At 63.0% G+C, this 19,789-nt stretch carries 17 protein-coding genes and 2 pseudogenes; 10 read left to right on the forward strand and 9 right to left on the reverse strand.

Annotated elements, in window-relative coordinates:
• Window positions 1-86 precede the first annotated feature (86 nt).
• Window positions 87-1,629 (forward strand): annotated as a pseudogene (bchE, locus tag DBIPINDM_RS16020) (magnesium-protoporphyrin IX monomethyl ester anaerobic oxidative cyclase).
• A 112-nt stretch (window positions 1,630-1,741) separates the two neighbouring features.
• Window positions 1,742-2,200 carry a RidA family protein gene (locus tag DBIPINDM_RS16025; RefSeq protein ID WP_258588153.1) on the forward strand — a complete coding sequence of 153 codons (459 nt, stop codon included), beginning with the start codon at window positions 1,742-1,744 and terminating at the stop codon, window positions 2,198-2,200.
• Window positions 2,201-2,246: 46 nt separating this feature from the next.
• Here DBIPINDM_RS16025 and argB read toward each other — a convergent pair whose 3' ends face one another.
• Together argB and DBIPINDM_RS16035 are read right to left on the reverse strand one after the other, a co-directional pair.
• Window positions 2,247-3,140 carry an acetylglutamate kinase gene (argB, locus tag DBIPINDM_RS16030; RefSeq protein WP_258588154.1) on the reverse strand — a complete coding sequence of 298 codons (894 nt, stop codon included), beginning with the start codon at window positions 3,138-3,140 and terminating at the stop codon, window positions 2,247-2,249.
• Between the two features lie 158 nt (window positions 3,141-3,298).
• Window positions 3,299-4,798: an amidase gene (locus DBIPINDM_RS16035; RefSeq protein ID WP_258588155.1), complete on the reverse strand. Its 1,500-nt coding sequence runs from the start codon at window positions 4,796-4,798 to the stop codon at window positions 3,299-3,301.
• A 138-nt stretch (window positions 4,799-4,936) separates the two neighbouring features.
• Here DBIPINDM_RS16035 and DBIPINDM_RS16040 point away from each other — a divergent pair, with 138 nt between their 5' ends.
• The 4 genes from DBIPINDM_RS16040 to msrB all read left to right on the forward strand — a co-directional run bounded on the left by DBIPINDM_RS16040 (window position 4,937) and on the right by msrB (window position 7,705).
• Window positions 4,937-5,476, forward strand: coding sequence for a sigma-70 family RNA polymerase sigma factor (locus DBIPINDM_RS16040; protein ID WP_258588156.1), 540 nt, complete (start codon window positions 4,937-4,939; stop codon window positions 5,474-5,476).
• The gene (locus DBIPINDM_RS16045) at window positions 5,473-6,195 is read left to right on the forward strand and encodes an anti-sigma factor domain-containing protein (protein ID WP_258589287.1); all 723 of its coding nucleotides are present in this window, start codon (window positions 5,473-5,475) and stop codon (window positions 6,193-6,195) included. The genes DBIPINDM_RS16040 and DBIPINDM_RS16045 overlap by 4 nt, the downstream gene beginning before the upstream one ends.
• A gap of 224 nt (window positions 6,196-6,419) precedes the next feature.
• Entirely contained in the window at window positions 6,420-6,977 is a 558-nt protein-coding gene (locus DBIPINDM_RS16050; protein ID WP_258588157.1) for a fasciclin domain-containing protein, read from the forward strand.
• A gap of 224 nt (window positions 6,978-7,201) precedes the next feature.
• Window positions 7,202-7,705: a peptide-methionine (R)-S-oxide reductase MsrB gene (gene msrB, locus DBIPINDM_RS16055; protein ID WP_258588158.1), complete on the forward strand. Its 504-nt coding sequence runs from the start codon at window positions 7,202-7,204 to the stop codon at window positions 7,703-7,705.
• A gap of 123 nt (window positions 7,706-7,828) precedes the next feature.
• On the opposite strand, the gene DBIPINDM_RS16060 is transcribed toward msrB, so the two are convergent.
• Both DBIPINDM_RS16060 and DBIPINDM_RS16065 read right to left on the reverse strand, forming a co-directional pair.
• Window positions 7,829-9,424 carry a DHA2 family efflux MFS transporter permease subunit gene (locus DBIPINDM_RS16060; RefSeq protein ID WP_258588159.1) on the reverse strand — a complete coding sequence of 532 codons (1,596 nt, stop codon included), beginning with the start codon at window positions 9,422-9,424 and terminating at the stop codon, window positions 7,829-7,831.
• 73 nt (window positions 9,425-9,497) lie between these two features.
• Window positions 9,498-10,685, reverse strand: a complete 1,188-nt coding sequence (locus tag DBIPINDM_RS16065) for an HlyD family secretion protein (protein ID WP_258588160.1) — start codon at window positions 10,683-10,685, stop codon at window positions 9,498-9,500.
• A 127-nt stretch (window positions 10,686-10,812) separates the two neighbouring features.
• On the opposite strand from DBIPINDM_RS16065, the gene DBIPINDM_RS16070 reads away from it, so the two are divergent.
• Window positions 10,813-11,562 carry a TetR/AcrR family transcriptional regulator gene (locus tag DBIPINDM_RS16070; protein ID WP_258588161.1) on the forward strand — a complete coding sequence of 250 codons (750 nt, stop codon included), beginning with the start codon at window positions 10,813-10,815 and terminating at the stop codon, window positions 11,560-11,562.
• 381 nt (window positions 11,563-11,943) lie between these two features.
• Here the strand turns inward: DBIPINDM_RS16070 and yihA are convergent, their stop codons facing one another.
• The 3 genes and pseudogenes from yihA to DBIPINDM_RS16085 form a co-directional block, all read right to left on the reverse strand.
• Window positions 11,944-12,603, reverse strand: coding sequence for a ribosome biogenesis GTP-binding protein YihA/YsxC (gene yihA, locus DBIPINDM_RS16075; protein ID WP_258588162.1), 660 nt, complete (start codon window positions 12,601-12,603; stop codon window positions 11,944-11,946).
• A pseudogene (locus DBIPINDM_RS16080) lies at window positions 12,600-13,093 on the reverse strand (CatB-related O-acetyltransferase). Before DBIPINDM_RS16080 ends, yihA begins: the two are co-directional and overlap by 4 nt.
• Before the next feature lie 121 nt (window positions 13,094-13,214).
• Window positions 13,215-13,529 (reverse strand): hypothetical protein, encoded by a 315-nt coding sequence (locus DBIPINDM_RS16085; RefSeq protein ID WP_258588163.1) that lies wholly within the window; start codon window positions 13,527-13,529, stop codon window positions 13,215-13,217.
• 177 nt (window positions 13,530-13,706) lie between these two features.
• Here DBIPINDM_RS16085 and DBIPINDM_RS16090 point away from each other — a divergent pair, with 177 nt between their 5' ends.
• From DBIPINDM_RS16090 to DBIPINDM_RS16100, 3 genes are read left to right on the forward strand one after another with little or no spacing between them, the layout of a single operon-like run.
• Complete coding sequence (locus DBIPINDM_RS16090) at window positions 13,707-14,171, forward strand: MarR family winged helix-turn-helix transcriptional regulator (RefSeq protein ID WP_258588164.1); 465 nt, start codon at window positions 13,707-13,709, stop codon at window positions 14,169-14,171.
• On the forward strand, window positions 14,164-15,465 hold the full coding sequence (locus tag DBIPINDM_RS16095) for an HlyD family secretion protein (RefSeq protein ID WP_258588165.1): 1,302 nt from the start codon (window positions 14,164-14,166) through the stop codon (window positions 15,463-15,465). The genes DBIPINDM_RS16090 and DBIPINDM_RS16095 overlap by 8 nt, the downstream gene beginning before the upstream one ends.
• Window positions 15,462-17,009 (forward strand): DHA2 family efflux MFS transporter permease subunit, encoded by a 1,548-nt coding sequence (locus DBIPINDM_RS16100; protein WP_258588166.1) that lies wholly within the window; start codon window positions 15,462-15,464, stop codon window positions 17,007-17,009. Before DBIPINDM_RS16095 ends, DBIPINDM_RS16100 begins: the two co-directional genes overlap by 4 nt.
• Before the next feature lie 196 nt (window positions 17,010-17,205).
• Here the strand turns inward: DBIPINDM_RS16100 and DBIPINDM_RS16105 are convergent, their stop codons facing one another.
• On the reverse strand, window positions 17,206-17,766 hold the full coding sequence (locus tag DBIPINDM_RS16105) for a fasciclin domain-containing protein (protein WP_258588167.1): 561 nt from the start codon (window positions 17,764-17,766) through the stop codon (window positions 17,206-17,208).
• A gap of 200 nt (window positions 17,767-17,966) precedes the next feature.
• Window positions 17,967-19,778, reverse strand: coding sequence for a membrane protein insertase YidC (gene yidC, locus DBIPINDM_RS16110; RefSeq protein ID WP_258588168.1), 1,812 nt, complete (start codon window positions 19,776-19,778; stop codon window positions 17,967-17,969).
• Window positions 19,779-19,789: the final 11 nt, after the last annotated feature.

The raw sequence follows: 19,789 nt of genomic DNA on the forward strand, positions 1-19,789 counted from the left end.
AAGCTGCACGCAAACTGCTGAAACGGGCCAAGCGCCTGTCCACATCGCCGACCAGCATGCGCGGACCAACTGCTCAGAGGTCCGCCATGAAAATCGTCCTGATCAATCCGCCACACACCGCCATCGGCAGCCGCGTGCCGGACGATCATCTGCCACCGCTTGGCCTGCTGGCGATCGGCGGCCCGCTGATCGATGCCGGCTACGACGTGCGGCTGGTCGACGCCGAGTTCGGGCCGATGCCGCTCGATAGCGTCGTGCACGACGCCCTGGACGACTTCCCCGACTTCGTCCTGATCGGCCATTCCGGCTCGACCTCGGCGCACCCGACCGCCTTGCTGATCGCCGGGATGATCAAGGAACGCGAACCAGCGACCATCATCATCTATGGCGGCGTCTTCCCGACCTATCACTGGCGCGACATACTGGCGGCAACCGACGTCTTCGACTTCATCGTGCGCGGCGAGGGCGAAGCGACTGTGGTGGCGCTGGTCGAGGCGCTGGAAATGCACCAGTCGCCGGCGAGCGTGGCCGGCATCGCCTTTCGCGACGATCTGCGCCGTCCCGTCGCCACGCAGCCAGCAATGACCATTTCGGAGCTCGACGCCTACCGCGTTGGTTGGGAGCTGATTGACCACCGGTGCTACAGCTATTGGGGTGGCAAGCGCGCGGTGGTCATGCAGTTTTCGCGCGGCTGTCCGCATCTGTGCAATTACTGCGGCCAGCGCGGCTTCTGGACCCGCTGGCGGCATCGCGATCCCAAGAAATTCGCGCAGGAGATCGCCTGGCTGCACCGCGAGCACGGCGTCGAGCTGATCAATCTTGCCGACGAGAACCCGACGGTTTCGAAGAAGGCGTGGCGCGCCTTTCTCGATGCGCTGATCGCCCAGGATGTGCCGGTGCTGATCGTCGGCTCGACCCGGGCCGACGACATTGTGCGCGATGCCGACATCCTGCATCTCTACCGCAAGGCCGGTGTCATCCGCTGGCTGCTCGGCATGGAAAACACCGACGAACAGACGCTTCAACTGATCCGCAAGCAGCACCTCATCCGACCGCGAGGCGATAAGGCTGCTGCGAAAGCACGGCATATTGTCGATGGCGACCTGGGTGGCGGGCTTCGAGGATGAAGGCTTTCGCGACCTGTGGCGCGGCTTTCGCCAGCTGATCGCCTATGACCCGGACCAGATCCAGGCGCTTTACGTGACGCCGCATCGCTGGACGCCGTTCTTCCGCATCGCCCGCGAGCGCAAGGTGATCCAGAGAGATGCCCGGCTGTGGGACTACAAGCACCAGGTGCTGCAGATGACCCGGCTGAAACCGTGGATGCTGTTCTTCAGCGTCAAGCTGATCGAGCTCGCGGTGCAATCGCGACCGAAGGCGCTGGCACGCATCCTGTTCCACCCCGATTCCGAACAGCGCCATTCGATGCGCTGGTACACGCAAATGGGCCGCCGCGTCTGGTTCCGTGAGGTCTGGGGATTTCTGGTCCGCGATATCAGGGTGAAAGACGGCCCGACGCTTGCCGAATTCTGGGGTGCGCCGCAGGACGCCGAGGAGGAATCAATGGTCTTCGCGCGCCCGGCGCGCAAATCGGCCGCGCCTGCCGTCGAACAGTCGCGCAGCGTCTGAGCAACGCGGCTTCTGCGCATCGTCGCTTCGAGCCTGACCTTTCGCACTGGTCGCCGACGGTCAGCGCGCTAAATTTTTGCAATGGACCGCTGGTTACCGGCAGGAGGACGCGATGAACCTTGTCACACATAAGAAGATGAAGGGTGACCGACTGATGCCTTGGGGGAAAGGTACTGTCGTCACCGGCGCCAAGGGATATGTCTTTCTTGCCGGCAATACGGGCACTGCCGAAAACTACGATCCGTCGAGTGGCAAGGGTGGTGCCGTCGGTGACGCAGCGACGCAATGGCGCTCCATCCTGACGAACATCAAATCAGATCTGGAGGAGCTTGGCAGTTCGCTCGAAAATCTCGTCAAGATCACCCAATACGTCAAGGGACCGTTTCCGGACGGTGGGGCCCTCAGCTCCCCAAATTTTCGGCTGGACGTCATGGACGAATTCTTTGCCGAGCACTGTCCAAAGCATTGCAGCTACAACAATCCGCCGCCATCGGAGGTGATCGGAGTTGCCGCACTTGCCCACCCCGACCTCGTCGTCGAAATCGTGGCCGTTGCGGCCCTGCCGGATTAGTGGATGCTCAACGGCAGGCAGCGTCCGGTGCTGTAGCCGCAGACTATCACGGCACGATCAGCGTGCCGGCACCGTGTTCGGTGAAGAGTTCGAGCAGCACCGCATGCGGCGTCTTGCCGTTGAGGATGACGACGCCTTCGACGCCGCGCTCGATCGCCTCGATGCAGGTCTCGACCTTGGGGATCATGCCGCCAGAGACCGTGCCATCCTTGATCAGCGCCCTGGCCTCGGCCACGGTCAATTCATCGATCAGCTTCTTGTTCTTGTCGAGCACGCCGGGCACGTCGGTCAGGAACAAAAGGCGCGAGGCCTTGCAGGCGCCGGCGATGGCACCGGCGAAGGTGTCTGCGTTGATATTGTAGGTGTGGCCGTCGCGGCCGGGCGCCACCGGCGCCAGCACCGGGATCATCTCGGAGCGCGCCAGAAGGTCGAGCAGCGTGCGGTCGACCTCGACCGGCTCGCCGACGAAGCCGAGATCGAGCACCCGCTCGATGTTGGAGTCGGGGTCGATCATGGTCTTGCGGGCCTTTTCGGCGAACACCATGTTGCCGTCCTTGCCGCACAGGCCGATCGCCCATTCGCCTTCGGCGTTGATCAGCGCCACGATCTCCTTGTTGATCGAGCCGGCCAGCACCATTTCGACGATCTCGACCGTCTTCTGGTCGGTGACGCGCAGGCCGCCCTCGAATTTGGATTCGATGCCCATCTTGGCCAGCATGGCACCGATCTGCGGCCCGCCGCCATGCACGACGATCGGGTTGACGCCGGATTGCTTAAGCAGCGCGATGTCGCGGGCGAAGGCCTTGCCGAGCTCGATATCACCCATGGCGTGGCCACCATATTTCACCACGACCGTCTTGTGTTCGTAGCGCTGCATGTAAGGCAGCGCCCGCGACAGCAGGGCGGCCTGCATTTCGGCGGTGGCGGTTATCTCCGTCATCGGCATGGTTCCCGGCTTTTGATTTGTGCATGTCGTTGTCCCAAAATCGCTGGGCACTTTTGGGCGACATGCACTTGGAAAGGACGGCGGCGTCTTAGCGGGAATTGGCGCAGGGGGCAAATGGCATTGCTGTCATATTCGAGCTGCTCACGGCCTCGTCATCGCGAAGGAACCATCAATGGCGCCCTGCGGCCGAGCCAACCCGAAAGCTTCTCCATCTGCGCGGCGAAGGACAAAAGCGTCTCCTCGTCGCCCGGGCGGCCGGCGGCCTGGATGCCGAGCGGCAAGCCGGCGTCGGTGACATGGACGGGCAGCGCGATCGACGGCTGGCCGCTGACATTGTGGATCGCCGGCCAATGGGTGAAGAAAAGGCTCTTGTCCATCAACTGGCCGAACAGCGGCTTCAGCTTCAACAGGGGCGTGAGGTGAAGCTTGTCGAGCAGGTCTTCGATCAGCTCATCGGCGCCTTTGGGATCCATGGCACCGCAGGCGAGCGGCGGATGGGCGATGATCGGCATCAGCACGGCATCGTACTGCGCGGTTTCCTCGATCATCCGCCGCGAGGCGGCATGCAGCCGCTGCAGGCCGGCATAGATCTCGCCGGCCGACACCATTTCGCCCAACCGGCCGAGCACCCGCGTGGCGCGCTCGATGTCGCCGGTAACGGAACGGCCGACGCGCAGCGCTTCCGCCCGCAGCGTGCCGGCAACGGCTGATGCAACCGTCCTGCAGAAGTCGGCAAAGAAATCGCGGCCGATGAAGGGCAGGTCGATGTCCTCGACGATGTGGCCGCCCTCTCTCGCAAGCGCCACCGCCGTGTCCAGCGCTTTCATTGTCTCGACCGAGATCGGCAGGCCAAGCGGCGACTTGCGGTACACGGCCAGCCGGAGCTTGCCGGGATCGCGCGCGGCAGCGGCGGCGAATGTGGCCTTCGGCGGATGTGCCGCATAGGGCGACAAGGCGTCGGGACCGTGGGTAAGGTCGAGCAGCAGCGCGCAATCGCGCACCGAGCGGGTGACGGCATGGTCGACCACCATGCCGTACCAGCTTTCGCTGACCAGCGGCGTCAGCGGGATGCGGCCGCGCGAGGTCTTGAGGCCGACCAACCCGGTGCAGGCGGAAGGCACGCGGATCGAGCCGCCACCATCGGAGGCATGCGCCACCGGCACCACGCCGGCGGCGACCAGGGCCGCCGAACCACCCGACGAGCCGCCGCTGGTGTGGCCGGTGTTCCAGGGATTGCGGGTGATGCCGAAGGCTTTGGATTCGGTCATCAGCCGCAGCCCGTGTTCCGGCGATGTCGAGGTAACGATCGGGATCAGCCCGGCGGCGAGGTAGCGCTCGGTCATCACCGAATTGACGTCGGGCACCGAGGCGGGAATGCGGCTGCCGCCATGCGACGGGACGCCCTTGATGGCGATGCCGAGGTCCTTGATGGCAAAGGGCACGCCGGCTAGCGGCAGCGAGCGGTCGATGGTTTTCGCCCGCGCCCGTGCGGCGTCATAGAGCGGCTCGGCCGTGGCATTGATTTCAGGCCGCGTGGCCTCGGCGCGCGCGATCGCCGCTTCGGTCAGCTCGATCGCCGACAGCTCGCCCTTGCGCACAAGACCGGCGAGGCCGGTCGCGTCTTCTTCCCACAGGATCCGTTCGACCGACATGTGCGCTCCCCCACTCCCGCCAAGCTAGCCAGCGGCGATTCCCTTGGCAATCGAAGCCTGTGCCCGGACCCCGGAACTTTAGGTGCATGGAATATTTCCGGCGTTGCAAATACAACGCAATTGCCTAATTTGGCAGGCATGACGCCGCAGGACATCACCAAGCTGATCGTCCGGACTTCGATGAAGGATCGGGCTGCGTTCGATCTGCTCTACCGGCAGACCAGCGCGAAACTTTTCGGCGTCTGCCTTCGTGTATTGAACGACCGGGGAGATGCTGAAGAAGCGCTGCAGGAAGTCTTCGTCAAGATATGGACGAAGGCGGATCGTTTTGCTGTCTCCGATCTGAGCCCGATCTCCTGGCTGGTGGCAATCGCCCGCAACCACGCGATCGATCGCGTCAGGGCGCGGCGCAAGCCTGCCGCCGATATCGATGCCGCGCTCGACGTGGCCGATCCGGCACCGGGACCTGAAGCGATGGTGGTGGCGGGCGACGAATCCGAGCGCATCCATCATTGTCTCGAAGAGCTGGAGAAGGACCGGGCGGCGGCCGTCCGAGGCGCTTATCTCAAGGGCGAAAGTTATGCCGAACTGGCGGAGCGCTACGGCGTGCCGCTGAACACGATGCGTACCTGGCTGCGCCGCAGCCTGATGAAACTCAGAGAATGTCTGGAAAGATGACACTGGCAGAGGACAATGGACCGGAACGTGGAGGCGACGACCTGCTCGCCGCCGAATACGTTCTCGGCGTTCTGCCGGTGGAAGAGCGGCAGATCGCGACCAGGCGCATCGACACCGAGACGGATTTCGCGCGGCTCGTCGATGGCTGGGAGGTCCACCTCTCGCCGCTGGCCGCCGCCTATGCGGAGGTCGAGCCGCCGCCGTCGGTGAAGGTGGCTGTCGATCGCCGGCTGTTTGCATCGACCGCGGCCACATCAGCCGAGGCACGCGCCGGCCTGTGGTCCAGCCTCGCCTTCTGGCGCGGCCTTGCCGTAGCGGCAGTCGCGGCGCTGGCTCTCTATGTCGCCGTGCCCTACGTCAATCGGCCCGCAGAACAGCCGCAGGCGCGGCTTGTCGCCTCGCTGGCCGCCGACGGCAGCGACGTAAAATATCTCGCCGTCTATGATTCCGAGCGGCATGAGGTCAGCCTTTCGCATGTTTCCGGCACGCTGGCTTCCGGCAAGGACTTCGAACTTTGGATGATCCAGGGCAAGAACGCCCCGGTCTCGATGGGCGTCATCCCGGCCGGTGCGACCGCGCATATCGGGGTATCGCCCGCCACCCAGCAGAAGCTCGCCCAGGGCGCGGTGCTGGCCGTCAGTCTGGAGCCTGCCGGCGGTTCGCCGACGGGGCAGCCCACCGGACCGGTGGTTGCCGCAGGCGACCTGAAGGGCATCTGAGCCGCTTCTTCTTGCCGCGGACGTCGCCAGGATAATTTCAATCTATCTTATGCCACGCATGTCTAAATAAGCATGTGAGCCGGCAAACTGTCGCACACAACAAATCTCTTCGCCCCCGCGATAAAATTAAAAATCCAAAAATATTCTGAAACTCCCGCGGTTGTGTTCCGTATCTCCTCGCGTCCCCAAAAATGGGAAGAGAAAACCCGAGGAGTTTTGACATCATGCGTAGATACGCCACCCTTTTGCTCGCCGGTACAATTGCCGTTTCCGCACTCGCCACCGCTGCCTATGCCGAAAACCCGATGGTCGGCGGCGCCGCCATGTATGCTCAGAAGAACATCATCGAGAACGCCGTCAATTCGAAGGATCACACGGCGCTGGTCGCCGCCGTCAAGGCCGCCGGCCTGGTCGAGACCCTGCAGGGCGCCGGTCCGTTCACCGTCTTCGCGCCGACCAACGAGGCCTTCGCCGCACTGCCGGCCGGCACGGTCGACACGCTGCTCAAGCCCGAGAACAAGGACAAGCTCGTCAAGATCCTGACCTGCCATGTCATAGGCGCCAAGGCGATGGCGGCTGATGTCGCCTCGATGGCCAAGGCCGACGGCGGCACGCACAAGGTCAAGACCGTCGGCGGCTGCGAGCTGTCGCTGAAGGCCGAGGGCGGCAAGGTCACCGTCACCGATGAGAACGGCAACGTCGCCAATGTGACGATCGCCGATGTCGAGCAGTCCAACGGCGTCATCCACGTCATCGACAAGGTTTTGCTCCCGAAGATGTGATCGGCTCTAAAATGTAACAAAGGGCTTGCAGCGACGAACTTGCAGCAAGAGCCCTCCGTCGATTGCATAGTCTCGCTCCCGTGACCTGCAACGACACGCGTGCTCCGCGCCGCCCACGGTCAACCGTGGACCGGCGCGGAGTTTCGTTCGAGGGCAACCGTCACCGGCTTTTGATTTTTGCGTGGCGGTATAGTTTGGCAAATGGACAACAGGAGGAACTGGTCATGAACCGTCGCGATCTTCTTTTGAGCGGTGCCGCTGCAATTGGCGTCGTCGGAGCCGCGGCAACCATGCTGCGCATGGGCAGCCCGCAGCCCGCGCAGGCCGCCGAGAAATTCGAGATCACCAAGACCGACGACGAGTGGAAAGCCATCCTGTCGCCGGCTGCCTTCGACGTGCTGCGCAAGCAAGGCACCGAATATCCAGGCACCAGCCCGCTGCTCAACGAACACCGCAAAGGTATCTTCGCCTGTGCCGGCTGCGACCTGCCGGTCTATCCCTCCGAGACGAAGTTCGATTCCGGCACCGGCTGGCCGAGCTTCTGGCAAGAGATCGCCAATGGCATCGGCAGGACCGAGGACAGGTCGCTCGGCATGACCCGCACCGAAGTGCATTGCCGCCGCTGCGGCGGCCATCTCGGCCACCTCTTCGACGACGGCCCGGCGCCGACCGGCCTGCGCCATTGCATCAACGGCGTGGCGCTGACCTTCAAACCTGCCACGGCCTGACGAAATTCGACCTCAAACGAAAAACTCCGGGTCTTGCGGCCCGGAGTTTTTTTGCGCGGTCAGAGCTTTTCGGGCGTGGACTGGAGGAGCTTCCCGAAACCGCTGCCCACGTGTGTGTTGGTTTTAATGCCCGCCGCCACCACCGCCACCGGGCGCGGCCGGCTTGTTGATGAGCATGGTGAACAGGCCAAGTGTCGCGAACAGCACCGTCAGCATGTAGAACACATCCATGAAGGACAGCAGCGCCGCCTGCTGCTGGACCATGCCCGACAGCTTGGAGATCGCCGCACTGGTGGCATCGAGACCCGTGACCTGCTCGAAATTGAGCGTCATGTTCTGCAGCTTGGTCTGCGCGGCAACACTGCCCCACTGCACATGCTCGGCGAGCCTTGCATAGTGGAAGGCATTGCGGTCGATCAGCACGGTGTTGATGAGGGCAAGGCCGACGGCACCGCCGAGGTTGCGGGTGAGGTTGAACAGGCCGGACGCGTTCTTCAACCGGTCGGGCGGCAAGGTGCCGAGCGCGATGTTGTTGATCGGCACCATGCACAGCATCATCGAACAGCCGCGCAGGATCTGCGGGATCAGCAGCTCATAGAAATCCCAGTCGGCGGTCAGATGCGTCATCCACCACGTACCGGTGGCGAAGCCGAAGAAGCCGATCATCATCATCAGCCGCAAATCCATCTTGCTCGACAGGATGCCGGAGATCGGCGCGGTGACGAACATCGCCAGGCCGCTGACGAACAGCGCCTCGCCGATCATCATCGAATCGTAGCCGCGGATACGGCCGAGGAAGACCGGATAGAGATAGGTCAGGCCGTAGAGGCCGATGCCGATGACGAAGGAAAACAGCGAGCCGAAGGCGAAGTTGATGTTGCTGAAGGCCCGGAGGTCGACGATCGGCTCCTCGGCGGTGAAGACACGCCAGAAGAAGATCACCGCGCCGACGGTCATGACGATGGCGCAAATGAACACCCCCTGGTCCTGCAGCCAATCATTGTTCGGGCCTTCCTCGAGCACATATTCCATGCAGCCGAGGAAGGCCGCCATGCCGGCGAGGCCCCACCAGTCGAACTTGTTGAACAGCTTGAGATTGGGCTTGTCGAAATCGATCAGCGACCAGGCCGCTGTCGCCACCAGGATGCCGGGCACGACATTGACCAGGAACAGCCAGTGCCATGAAAAGGCGTGACTGATATAGCCGCCGACGGTCGGGCCGATGGTCGGCGCCAGCGTCGCCACCAGGCCGATCATCGGCGAGACGATGGCGCGCTTCGAGGGTGGGAAGATGGTGAAGGCCGCGGCAAAGACGCTCGGGATCATGCCGCCGCCGATAAACCCTTGCACGGCGCGGTAGACGATCATCTGGTCGATGTTGGTGGCGGTCGCGGCCAGGGCGCTGGCCGCGGTGAAGCCGGCAGCGGCGATGGTGAACAGCACGCGCGTCGACAGCATGCGGCTGAGGAAGCCCGACAGCGGGATCATAACCACTTCGGCGATCAGATAGGCCGTCTGCACCCACGGAATTTCATCGGAGCTGGCGCTCAGGCCCGCCTGGATCTCGGACAGCGAAGCCGAGACGATCTGGATGTCCAGGATCGCCATGAACATGCCGAACACCATCGCCAGGAAGGCAATGACGCGGCGTGTGGAAATGGTGTCAGGAACCGCCGGCCGTGCCGGCGGCGCTCCTGCGGTGATGGTTGCGGTTGCCATTACATGGGCCTCCTTGAGGCCGGCCGGGCGGCTCAGTGCTCAATCAGCCACCGAGCCGCCCTCCGAAAAGCGCTTAGTTGGTCGTGGCGGCAGGTGCGGTGCGACTGTCAACGTTGACGACAACGCTGAGGCCAGCGCGCAACTTGCCGGTCTTCAGGGCATCGGCCGGGACGTCGATACGGACCGGGACGCGCTGCACCACCTTGGTGAAGTTGCCGGTGGCATTTTCCGGCGGCAGCAGCGAGAAGACCGCTCCTGAAGCCGGAGCGAGTGACGAGACAGCTCCCTGGATGGGCTGGCCGTCGATGGCGTCGACCGAGATGTTGACCTTTTCGCCGGGAACCAGCCTGGCGAGCTGCGTCTCCTTGAAGTTGGCGACGATATAGAGCTTGTCCATCGGCACGACGACGGCGAGCTTCTGACCGGGGCTGACGAGATCGCCCTGCTCGACCGAACGGTTGCCGACGACGCCGTCATAAGGCGCCTTGAGCACGGTGAAGGACAGGTCGCGCGCGGCCTTGTCGCGGCTGAGCTGCAGGGAGGCGAGCGTGCTCGCCGACTCGGCGCGCTGCGCCTCAAACACGCCGATATTGGCCTGCGCGGCGGCGATCTGGGCATCGGCGCCGACCAGCGCGGCATTGGCCTGGTCGAGCGCGGTCTGGGCGTCGTCCAGCTGCGCCTGCGTGCCGACATGCGTCTTGACCAGTTGCGCGGCGCGCTGCTGGGCGCGGGCGGCATTGTCGGCCGCGGCCTGGTCGGCAACCTTTTGTGCCTGTGCCTGCTGCAGGGAGGCCTGCGCGGCCTTGGTCTGCGCGTCGATGCGGTCGAGCGTCTTCGACAATGTGGCGATCTGCGCCTCGGCCTGGGCAACGGCGATCTTGTAGTCGCCGTCATCGATCGTCAGCAGCGGGTCGCCAGCCTTGACCAGCTGGTTCTCGCTGACCTTGACCTGGTCGACATAGCCGGAAATCTTGGGCGAGACGAACGCCATGTCGGCCTGGACATAGGCGTCGTCGGTCGAGATCATGAAGCGGCCCGTGGTCCAGTAGTCATAGCCGTACCAGGCGCCGCCGCTCAGCAGGGCAAGGCCGATGATCGGCAGCAGGAACGAACGCACCGAGCGCTTCTTCTTGGCCGGAGCTTCAGCCGCCGGCACCGGTGCGATCGGCTGGACGGGAATTTCCGGTGCTTCCGTCGCCGGAGCGACCTTGGCGTTGGGGAAAGGGCGGACTTCGGCAGTGCTGGGCGCGTTCGAGGACATGACATCTCTCTAAAGTTATAATACTGAACCGTTCGGTTCGATCTGGCCGTTGACATAGCGTGAAAAGAGGACCATATCAAGAGGCAATCGAACCGGTTGGTTCGAATTATTTTCGAGGTGTCACCCTATGGCCGAAACCTTACCCAATGCCGAAACAGCAGCCAGTATCGACAAAGAACAGTGCGACCTGCTGGACAGCCTGCGGCGCGGACGCCCGGCGGCCGGACAGGATCCGGTCAAGCGCAGCCAGATCATCGATGGCGCCCGTCGTGTCTTCATAGAGAAGGGTTTTGAAGCCGCCTCGATGAACGACATCACGCGCGAAGCCGGCGTCTCCAAGGGCACGATCTATGTCTATTTCGCCAACAAGGAAGAGCTGTTCGAAGCGCTGATCGAGGAAGAGCGCGGCACCATCTTCAAGAACATGTACGACATGCTCGACCGCGCCGACGATCTGCGCCAGACGCTGGTGAAGTTCGGCAAGGTGCTGTCGATGAAGATCACCTCGGCAAGGGTCATCCAGGCGCAGCGCACGGTGATCGGCGCTTCCGACAGGATTCCCGACATGGGCGCGCGGTTTTACGAACGCGGCCCCAAACGCGGCCATGACAAGGTCATGGAATTCCTCAATGCCGCCATCGAACGCGGCATGCTCAAGATCGACGATGTCGATCTTGCCGCCTATCAGTTCACCGAGCTGTGCCTGGCCGGCTTGTTTCGCCAGTGCATCTTCGCCTACCGCACCAAGGCTCCGAGCCAGGAAGAAATCGACCACATCGTCAGATCGGGCGTCGACATCTTCCTGAAGGCCTACGGCACCGAAAGGCTCGCCGAGGAGGAACGCCATCAGATGATTGCAATCGAGGCGAAGGGCTAACTTTTGTTTTGCGCGATTCCCGACGGAAGTTTTAACGGGTGCTTGCGTTGACCGCGTCCTTTGGCGATTAGCGGAAAACATCAATCGCTTCGTCATCTTGGGGCGAAGCAAGGAGCGAAGCGACGCTGCGCAGACCCCAGGATCCATGCCGGGACTCGGAAGCGCTGCTACGGTGCAGAATTCTGTCCCCGCTGCACTCCACGGCTAAGGTCGCGGCATGGATCCTCGGGTCTCCGCGACGGAGCTTCGCTCCTGCTCCGCCCGTGGATGACGAAGTCGGGGAGGCTCCGGCCAATCCCGAATGCCAGTGATGGTCCGCCGAAAACGACAAGACCCTGGCCACCAACGGACCCCAATCCGTCAAATCCCTATCCCGCGCTATTAGCCGCCATTGGCCGCAAGCACGATCGCGGCTTGCAACTCCTCAAGGCCTTCGCCCTTTTCCGATGACGTCGCCAGGACGAACGGAAACGCCGCCGGGCGCTTCTTGATCTTGACCAACGTTTCCTCGATCAGCCTCGGCACGCCGGCGACCTTGATCTTGTCGGTCTTGGTCAGCACGATCTGGTAGGACACCGCCGCCTTGTCGAGCAGCGACAGCACTTCGTCGTCCTTGGCCTTGATGCCGTGGCGGGCGTCGATCAGCACATAGACGCGTTTCAGCGTGACCCGGCCCTTGAGATAGTCGAAGACCAGCTTGGTCCACTCGTCGACCTTCTCCTTGGGTGCGGTGGCGTAGCCGTAGCCCGGCATGTCGACCAGCGCCATTGGCGGCAGGTCGGCGCCCTCGCCCGAAAATCCGTCCGGCACGAAGTAGTTGAGTTCCTGCGTGCGCCCCGGCGTGTTGGAAGTGCGTGCCAGCCCCTTCTGGTTGACCAGCGCGTTGATCAGCGACGATTTGCCGACATTGGAGCGGCCAGCAAAGGCGATTTCCGGCGGCCCTTCCGGCGGCAGGAACTTCATGGCCGGCACGCCACGGATGAAAATCCACCCGCGCGTGAAGAGATCGGTGCTGATCACGGTGCTATTCAGAGCGTTCAAGCTGCTGCCTCCAGAAGAGAGATATTGGCGCCCCTGATGGCGTCGAGGTTGCGGCCGATCTTGTCCACCGGCCAGTGCCACCATGCCAAAGCCAGCAGCCGCCTGATCGTCCTGTCGTCGAAACGCATCTTCACGATTTTGGCCGCATTGCCGGCGACGATCGCATAGGGCGGGACATCGTGCGTCACCACGGATTTGGCGGCGATGATGGCGCCATGGCCGATTTCCACACCGGGCAGGATCACCGCCTCCACGCGATGAAACGCGCGCCTTCGGCGATGGCGCAGAACTTGCCGATGATGAGCTTGTCGCCGATGAAGGGATAGTGATGCAGCACGCATTTCTGCGCGAATTTGTCCGGCCCGTCCGGGTCGTCATAATAGGTGAAGTCGCCGATCTCGATGTTCGGCTCCGTCACCAGTGGCTTCAGGAAGCCGACGCGCGTGTGCATCGGGATCGGGTGCTTGATGCCGGGGTTGGGTCCGTCCATGTCGGTTCGTCCGGAAATTGGCAGGCAGGCGCAACCGCAACCGCAGGCGCCTGGTCAAAATAACGTGATCCGCCCTATAGCACCAATCGGCTGAGGAGCGAGTCTTCCGTGACGAACGAGCTCATTTGTTGCCGCGGCAGATCACGATCGGATTGGACAGCGCACTGTCGAAACCGCTGCCCTGGTAGATGGTGACGTTCGACGCTCCGGGCGGCAGCAGGAAGGTGCCTTCGACGACTTTCTGATCGCCCGCCATGGTGTGGAGAGCCCAGCTAAAGGTGCAGAATTGCGGCGGTGCCGTGGGTTCGACGTGGCTGCAGTTCAATTGCGCGCCACCCAGCATGGCGGCACCACCGCAGCTGACCGCTTCCTTTGCAACCGCGATACCGGGGCACCCCAGGAGAGCCGCGACAGCCGCGATCTTGATCCAATTCATTCGTCAAATCCTTGCCGGTAAAATCCCACCGCCAAGCGCCTCTTCGCTGTCGTGGCCCATGCAATTTTTTCTTTTTCGCGGCTTAGCCCGTCTTGCGCGCGCCGTCCAGCAGGATTATGTGCATGATGATAATAAGCATGCTCACGAAAAGTTGTCCCTAGCCCCTGATCTCCTTCCATGTCCTCCTCGCCCAATATCAGCTTCGTGCTGCACGACGTCGCGCGCCTGCTTCGAAAGCGGTTTGAGCAGCGTTCGCGGACGTCGGGGCTAACCCGCGCCCAATGGCAGGTGCTGGCTTATCTCTGCCTGCATGAGGGCATCCACCAGAACAGACTGGCCGACCTCATCGAGATCATGCCGATCACGCTTGCGCGGCTGCTGGACAAGATGGAGGCGCGCGGCTTCATCGAGCGCCGGCCCAACCCCACCGATCGCAGGGCCTGGCTGCTTTACCTGACCCCGCAGGCCCACCCGCTGCTCGAGATCATGCGCAGCAACGGCCAGAAAACACGAGACGAGGCCTTCACCGGCCTTTCGTCCGATGCTCAGCAGCATCTGCTGCAAACCCTAAGCTTGATCAAATCCAATCTGCTCGCGGCTTGCACCCAGCCAGCCGTCGACCGGGAGAAAGTACATGGCTGAATCAACATCCCCCAAGAAACCTGCCGAAGACGACCCTTCCACGGGTCGCACCGGCGACCAGATCATCCGGCTGGACAGCGAACGCGAACAGCGGCGCGCCAATGTCGTCATCGACAATGACGAACTGGAAGCGCCAGTTGCCCGGGAGCCGGCGGCACTTGAGGCTCCTACCAAGGAGCCGCAGCCACAGCAGGCGCCTGCCGCCGTTGCCCCTCGGGCGTCGGCTCCTGTCAAGCCGAAGCGCAGCCTGACGCGGCCGGTCCTATTTGCCCTGCTTCCCGTCGCGCTGGTCGTCGGCGGCTATTACTATGTGACCGGCGGCCAGGTGATGACGACCGACAATGCCTACATCCAGGCACAGTCGCTCGGCGTGTCCACCGACGTCTCCGGCACCGTGCAGGAGATCGACGTCCACGAGAACCAGGCGGTGAAGAAGGGCGACGTGCTCTTCCGCCTGCGGCCGGCCTCCTTCGAAACCGCTCTTGCCGCCGCCCAGGCCCAGCTCGGGACCGTGCGCAACCAGGTGCTGACCTTGCAGGCGAGCTACCAGCAATCGCTGGCGCAGATCGAACAGGCGCAGGCCGACATTCCCTATTATGAGGCCGCCTTTCAGCGGCAGCAGGACCTGCTCAAGACCTCCACCGCCTCCAAGGCGTCTTTCGACAGCGCCCAGCACGACCTCGTCGCCGCGCGCCAGAAAGTGGCGGTCGCCAAGGCGCAGGCGCAGGCCACGCTTGCCCAGCTGGGCGGCGACGCCGACCAGCCCGTGGAGAAGAACCCGTTCTACCTGCAGGCCCAGTCGGGCGTCGACGATGCGCAACGCAACCTCGGCGATTCCGTGGTCAAGGCGCCGTTCGACGGCGTCGTCACCAATGTCGACGCGCTTCAGGTCGGCAAGTACCTGCCGGCTTCGCAGCCGGCCTTCAGCCTGGTTTCGTCGACCGATCTGTGGATCGAGGCGGAGCCGAAGGAAACCGAGCTGACCTATGTGCGGCCAGGACAGACGGCGACGATCAGCGTCGACACCTATCCGGGCGCCGTCTGGCACGGCACGGTGGCCAGTATCAGCCCCGCCTCGTCGTCGAGCTTTTCGCTGCTGCCGGCGCAGAACACGACCGGCAACTGGGTCAAGGTCGTGCAGCGCATCCCGATGCGCGTGACGGTCGACGATCCCCAGGGCAAGCCGCCACTGCGCGGCGGAATGAGCGTCGTGGTCGGCATCGACACCGGCCATGCGCGCGGTCTGCCGGACTTCATCACCAACCTCATCAATCTGTTCGGACAAAAGTCATGACCAGCGCGACCGCGGCAGGTGCCACGCCGGTGGTCGCCAATCGCGGCGCCATCACCGCTTGCGTGATCCTGGCCGTCATCATGCAGGCGCTGGACACGACCATCGCCAATGTGGCGCTGCCCTACATCCAGGGCAGCGTGTCGGCCAGTGCCGATCAGATCAACTGGGTGCTGACCTCCTACATCGTCGCTGCGGCGGTGATGACACCGCCTTCGGGTTATCTCGCCAACAGGTTCGGCCGCAAGCGCATCCTGTTGACCTCGATCACCGGCTTCGTGGTCGCCTCGGTGCTCTGCGGCTTTGCGCAGTCGCTGCCGCAGATCGTCGGCTTCCGCCTGCTGCAGGGCCTGTTCGGCGCGGCGCTGGTGCCGCTGTCGCAGAGTATCCTGCTCGACATCTACAGCGTCGAAGAGCGCGGCTCGGCGATGGCGCTGTTCGGCGTTTCGGTGATGGTCGGGCCGGTGCTGGGACCGGTGATCGGCGGCTGGCTGACCGAAAACGTCAGCTGGCGCTGGGTGTTCTACATCAACGTGCCGATCGGCGCACTGGCTTTCGCTGGCGTGTCCCTGTTCGTCCTGGAAACCAAGCTGGACATCAAGGCAAGGCTGGACTGGCTGGGTTTCGGCATGCTCAGCGTCACCATCGCGGCCCTGCAGATGTTTCTCGACCGCGGCGAGCAGCTCAACTGGTTCTCCTCCTCCGAGATCATCGTCGAGGCGCTGATCTGCGCGTCGGCGTTCTACATCTTCCTCGTCCACACCTTCACCGCCAAAAACACCTTCGTGAATCCGCGGCTGTTCCTCGACCGGAATTTCGCCGTCGGCATGATCTTCATCTTCATCATCGGCATCACCTATCTCGCCTCGCTGGCGCTGATGACGCCCTATCTGCAGACGCTGATGGGCTATCCGGTGGTAACGGCCGGTATCGTCATGGGCCCACGCGGCCTTGGCACGATGGCGTGCATGTTCCTGGTCGGCAAGCTGATCGGCAAGGTGGATACACGATGGCTGCTGCTGATCGGCCTGCTGATCACCGCTTGGGCGATGTATGACATGACCGGCTGGACCCCTGACGTCTCGCAATGGACGATCATCAGCACCGGCTTCGTGCAGGGCGCGGGGCTCGGCTTCCTGTTCGTGCCGCTGACCACCATCACCTTCGCCACGCTGGCGCCGGAGCGGCGTGCGGAAGGCACTGGCCTCTACAACCTGTCGCGAAACATCGGCTCCAGCGTCGGCATATCGGTCGTCACCGCGCTGCTGACGCAGAACGTGCAGATCAACCATGCCAACATCGCCACCTATGTGACGCCCTTCAACCAGGCGTTCGGCAATCCGGCGATCGCGCAAGCGATGAACCCTTATACCGCCGCCGGTCGCGCCGCACTTGATGGCGTGGTGACGCTGCAGGCGACGATCATCAGCTATATGAACGACTTCAAGCTGATGATGATCCTGTCGCTGGCCGCCATCCCGCTGGTGCTTTTGCTGCGCAAGCCAGGCACGCCGGCCAAGGTCGACCACAGCGCCGTCATGGAGTGATGTCTGTGCGGGCCGACTGATGCCGTCCGGACCCATCGCGCATATACCCTCAAAAGAAACCGGGGTCCTGTGAGGGACTACAGGACCCCGGCCTCGCCGATACGGCTTCCAAGAAACATGGCACCTCGTCATGAGGCGGGGATGGCAGGCCGAGAAAGCCCCAACGGCCTGCCAATGCCCCTTTCGCCGGAAGCCGTTACTTCGGCAACAGCACCTTGTTGACGACATGGATGACGCCGTTCGACTGGTTGACGTCGGCGATCGTCACCTTCGCCTCGCCGCCGGACTCGTCCATGATGTAGAGCTTGCCCTTCTTGACCTCGGCGGTGAGCGTGTCGCCGGAGACGGTCTTCATCTCGTATTTGCCGCCCATCGCCTTGGCCTTCTTCATCATCTCGGCGCCGGAAATCTTACCGGCCACGACATGCGCGGTCAGCACCTTGGTGAGCTTGTCCTTGTTCTCGGGCTTGAGCAGCGTGTCGACCGTGCCGGCCGGAAGTGCCGCAAAGGCCTCGTTGGTCGGGGCGAAGACGGTGAACGGTCCGGCGCCCTGCAAAGTATCGACCAGGCCGGCGGCCTTGACCGCGGCGACCAGCGTCGTGTGGTCCTTCGAATTGACGGCGTTCTCGACGATGTTCTTGGTGGTGTACATCGGCGCGCCGCCGACATTCGGGTTCTTGGCATAGGCCGGGGCGGCAATCGCCACGCCGGCGACGAGTGCGGAAATGGCGATGATCCTGAATGACGGCAAGCGCATGTGGTCTTCCTCCGGGTGAGGGCTGATCGGAATTGATAGCCTTTGGAAATGCACACGCAGTCACGCCTCGCGACCGCTTGCAGTTTCGCCGATCACGGGAACGTGAACGAATATCCGCCCAAAGAAAAAGCCCGGACGAACCGGGCTTTTCGCGAAGAGAGAGAGAGTTTCTATTCCGCTTCTTTGCAGAAGAAGGGCGGCTACTCCGCCGGCGACGGTTTCTTTCGAAACAGCGCGACCAGATTGTCCCACAGCTCGATCTTGGCGCCCTGGCGCTTCATGATCACGCCCTGCTGGAGGATCGACAGCGTGTTGTTCCAGGCCCAGTAGATGACGAGGCCAGCCGGGAAACCCGCCATCATGAAGGTGAAGATGATCGGCATCCAGGTGAAGATCGCGGCCTGGGTCGGATCCGGCGGCGTCGGGTTCATGCGCATCTGCAGGAACATGGTGACACCCATGATCAGCGGCCACACACCGATCATCAGCATGTGCGGCAGCGTCACCGGAACCAGGCCGAACAGGTTGAAGATCGAGGTCGGGTCGGGCGCTGCCAGATCCTGGATCCAGCCGAAGAACGGCGCATGGCGCATCTCGATGGTGATGTAGAGCACCTTGTAGAGCGAGAAGAAGACCGGGATCTGCAGCGCCACCGGCCAGCAGCCGGCAAGCGGATTGATCTTCTCGGTCTTGTAGAGCTCCATCATCGCCTGCTGCTGCTTCATCTTGTCGTCCGCGTATTTCTCGCGGATCTCGAGCATCTTGGGCTGCACCTTCTTCATGTTCGCCATCGACGCGTAGGACTTGTTGGCGAGCGGGAAGAAAATGGCCTTGACGATGACGGTGGTGGCGAGGATCGCCAGGCCGAAATTGCCGAAGAATTTGTAGAGCGTGTCGATCAGCCAGAACATCGGCTTGGTGATGAAATAGAACCAGCCCCAGTCGATCACCAGATTGAACTGGCGAATATGACGGTCCGCCTCGTAGGCGTTGATCTTGGCGACTTCCTTGGCGCCGGCGAAGATCTCTGTCTCGACCGTCGCGGACTGGCCGGCCTCGACATTGATCGCATCGGTGAGGAAGTCGGACTGGTAGCGGTGCCGGCCATCCTCGAAAAAGGCATAGCGCGGCTGGAAAGGCTGCTTCTCGGTCGGCACCAGCGTGACCGCCCAGTATTTGTCAGTGATGCCGAGCCAACCATCGGTCGACTTGCCCGGCGTGACCTGCTTTTCAGATTCGATCTTGGCGTATTTGTATTCGGCCAGACCCTCGGTGCCGGTAACGCCGATCAGGCCCTCATGCAGCACATAGGTGCTGGCGACGGCCGGCTTGTCGTAGCGGGTGACGCGGCCGTAGTTGAACAGCGAAACCGCGCTCGAGCCGGAATTCTGCACCGTGTCCGACACCGTGAACATGTAGTTGGCGTCGACGGAGAAGATGCGCTTGAAGGTCAGGCCCTTGTCGTTGGTGTAGGTGAGCGTCACCGGCGTCGACGGGGTCAGCGTCGGATTGCCATCCACGCTCCACGCCGTGTCCGACCCCGGCACCGAGCCGGTCTTGTCGTTGCCGACGAAGCCGATCTCGGCGAAATAGCCGGTGGGCAGCGCCTGCGGGTTGAGCAGTTCGATCTCTGGTGAATTCTTGTCGACGGTCTCGGTGTAGTGCTTGAGCTTGAGGTCGTCGAGGCGCGCGCCGGTCAGGTTGATCGAGCCCTCGAGGCTCGGCGTGTCGATCTTGACGCGCTTCGAAGCTGCAAGCGCCTGATCGCGGCCGGCCGCGGTGACGGTTTCGCCGCCGGGCGCGCTGGGAATGGTGCCCGGCGCCGGAGCCGGTGTTCCAGCACCCGGATTGGCCGCCTCGGCCGCCTTCTTCTGCTCTTCCACACGCTGCTGCTCGATCTTGGCGGCCTCGCGCTGCGACGCGACGCGCGGGTTCATGTAGAAAACCTGCCACAGAGTCAGGATCAGCACCGACAGCGCGATGGTGATGAAGAAGTTCCGGTTGTTTTCCATCGAGAGCCCTT

This window comes from Mesorhizobium sp. AR02 (assembly GCF_024746835.1).
Taxonomy (GTDB): domain Bacteria; phylum Pseudomonadota; class Alphaproteobacteria; order Rhizobiales; family Rhizobiaceae; genus Mesorhizobium.

What these genes read in the sequence shown, in the direction of transcription:
- DBIPINDM_RS16045 (WP_258589287.1), top strand. Translation starts at nt 5,473, where the DNA reads ATGACACTGGCAGAGGACAATGGACCGGAACGTGGAGGCGACGACCTG.
- DBIPINDM_RS16060 (WP_258588159.1), bottom strand. Translation starts at nt 9,424, where the DNA reads ATGGCAACCGCAACCATCACCGCAGGAGCGCCGCCGGCACGGCCGGCG.
- DBIPINDM_RS16065 (WP_258588160.1), bottom strand. Translation starts at nt 10,685, where the DNA reads ATGTCCTCGAACGCGCCCAGCACTGCCGAAGTCCGCCCTTTCCCCAAC.
- DBIPINDM_RS16085 (WP_258588163.1), bottom strand. Translation starts at nt 13,529, where the DNA reads ATGAATTGGATCAAGATCGCGGCTGTCGCGGCTCTCCTGGGGTGCCCC.
- DBIPINDM_RS16105 (WP_258588167.1), bottom strand. Translation starts at nt 17,766, where the DNA reads ATGCGCTTGCCGTCATTCAGGATCATCGCCATTTCCGCACTCGTCGCC.
- msrB (WP_258588158.1), top strand. Translation starts at nt 7,202, where the DNA reads ATGAACCGTCGCGATCTTCTTTTGAGCGGTGCCGCTGCAATTGGCGTC.
- DBIPINDM_RS16025 (WP_258588153.1), top strand. Translation starts at nt 1,742, where the DNA reads ATGAACCTTGTCACACATAAGAAGATGAAGGGTGACCGACTGATGCCT.
- argB (WP_258588154.1), bottom strand. Translation starts at nt 3,140, where the DNA reads ATGACGGAGATAACCGCCACCGCCGAAATGCAGGCCGCCCTGCTGTCG.
- DBIPINDM_RS16090 (WP_258588164.1), top strand. Translation starts at nt 13,707, where the DNA reads ATGTCCTCCTCGCCCAATATCAGCTTCGTGCTGCACGACGTCGCGCGC.
- DBIPINDM_RS16095 (WP_258588165.1), top strand. Translation starts at nt 14,164, where the DNA reads ATGGCTGAATCAACATCCCCCAAGAAACCTGCCGAAGACGACCCTTCC.
- DBIPINDM_RS16100 (WP_258588166.1), top strand. Translation starts at nt 15,462, where the DNA reads ATGACCAGCGCGACCGCGGCAGGTGCCACGCCGGTGGTCGCCAATCGC.
- DBIPINDM_RS16035 (WP_258588155.1), bottom strand. Translation starts at nt 4,798, where the DNA reads ATGTCGGTCGAACGGATCCTGTGGGAAGAAGACGCGACCGGCCTCGCC.
- DBIPINDM_RS16040 (WP_258588156.1), top strand. Translation starts at nt 4,937, where the DNA reads ATGACGCCGCAGGACATCACCAAGCTGATCGTCCGGACTTCGATGAAG.
- yidC (WP_258588168.1), bottom strand. Translation starts at nt 19,778, where the DNA reads ATGGAAAACAACCGGAACTTCTTCATCACCATCGCGCTGTCGGTGCTG.
- DBIPINDM_RS16050 (WP_258588157.1), top strand. Translation starts at nt 6,420, where the DNA reads ATGCGTAGATACGCCACCCTTTTGCTCGCCGGTACAATTGCCGTTTCC.
- DBIPINDM_RS16070 (WP_258588161.1), top strand. Translation starts at nt 10,813, where the DNA reads ATGGCCGAAACCTTACCCAATGCCGAAACAGCAGCCAGTATCGACAAA.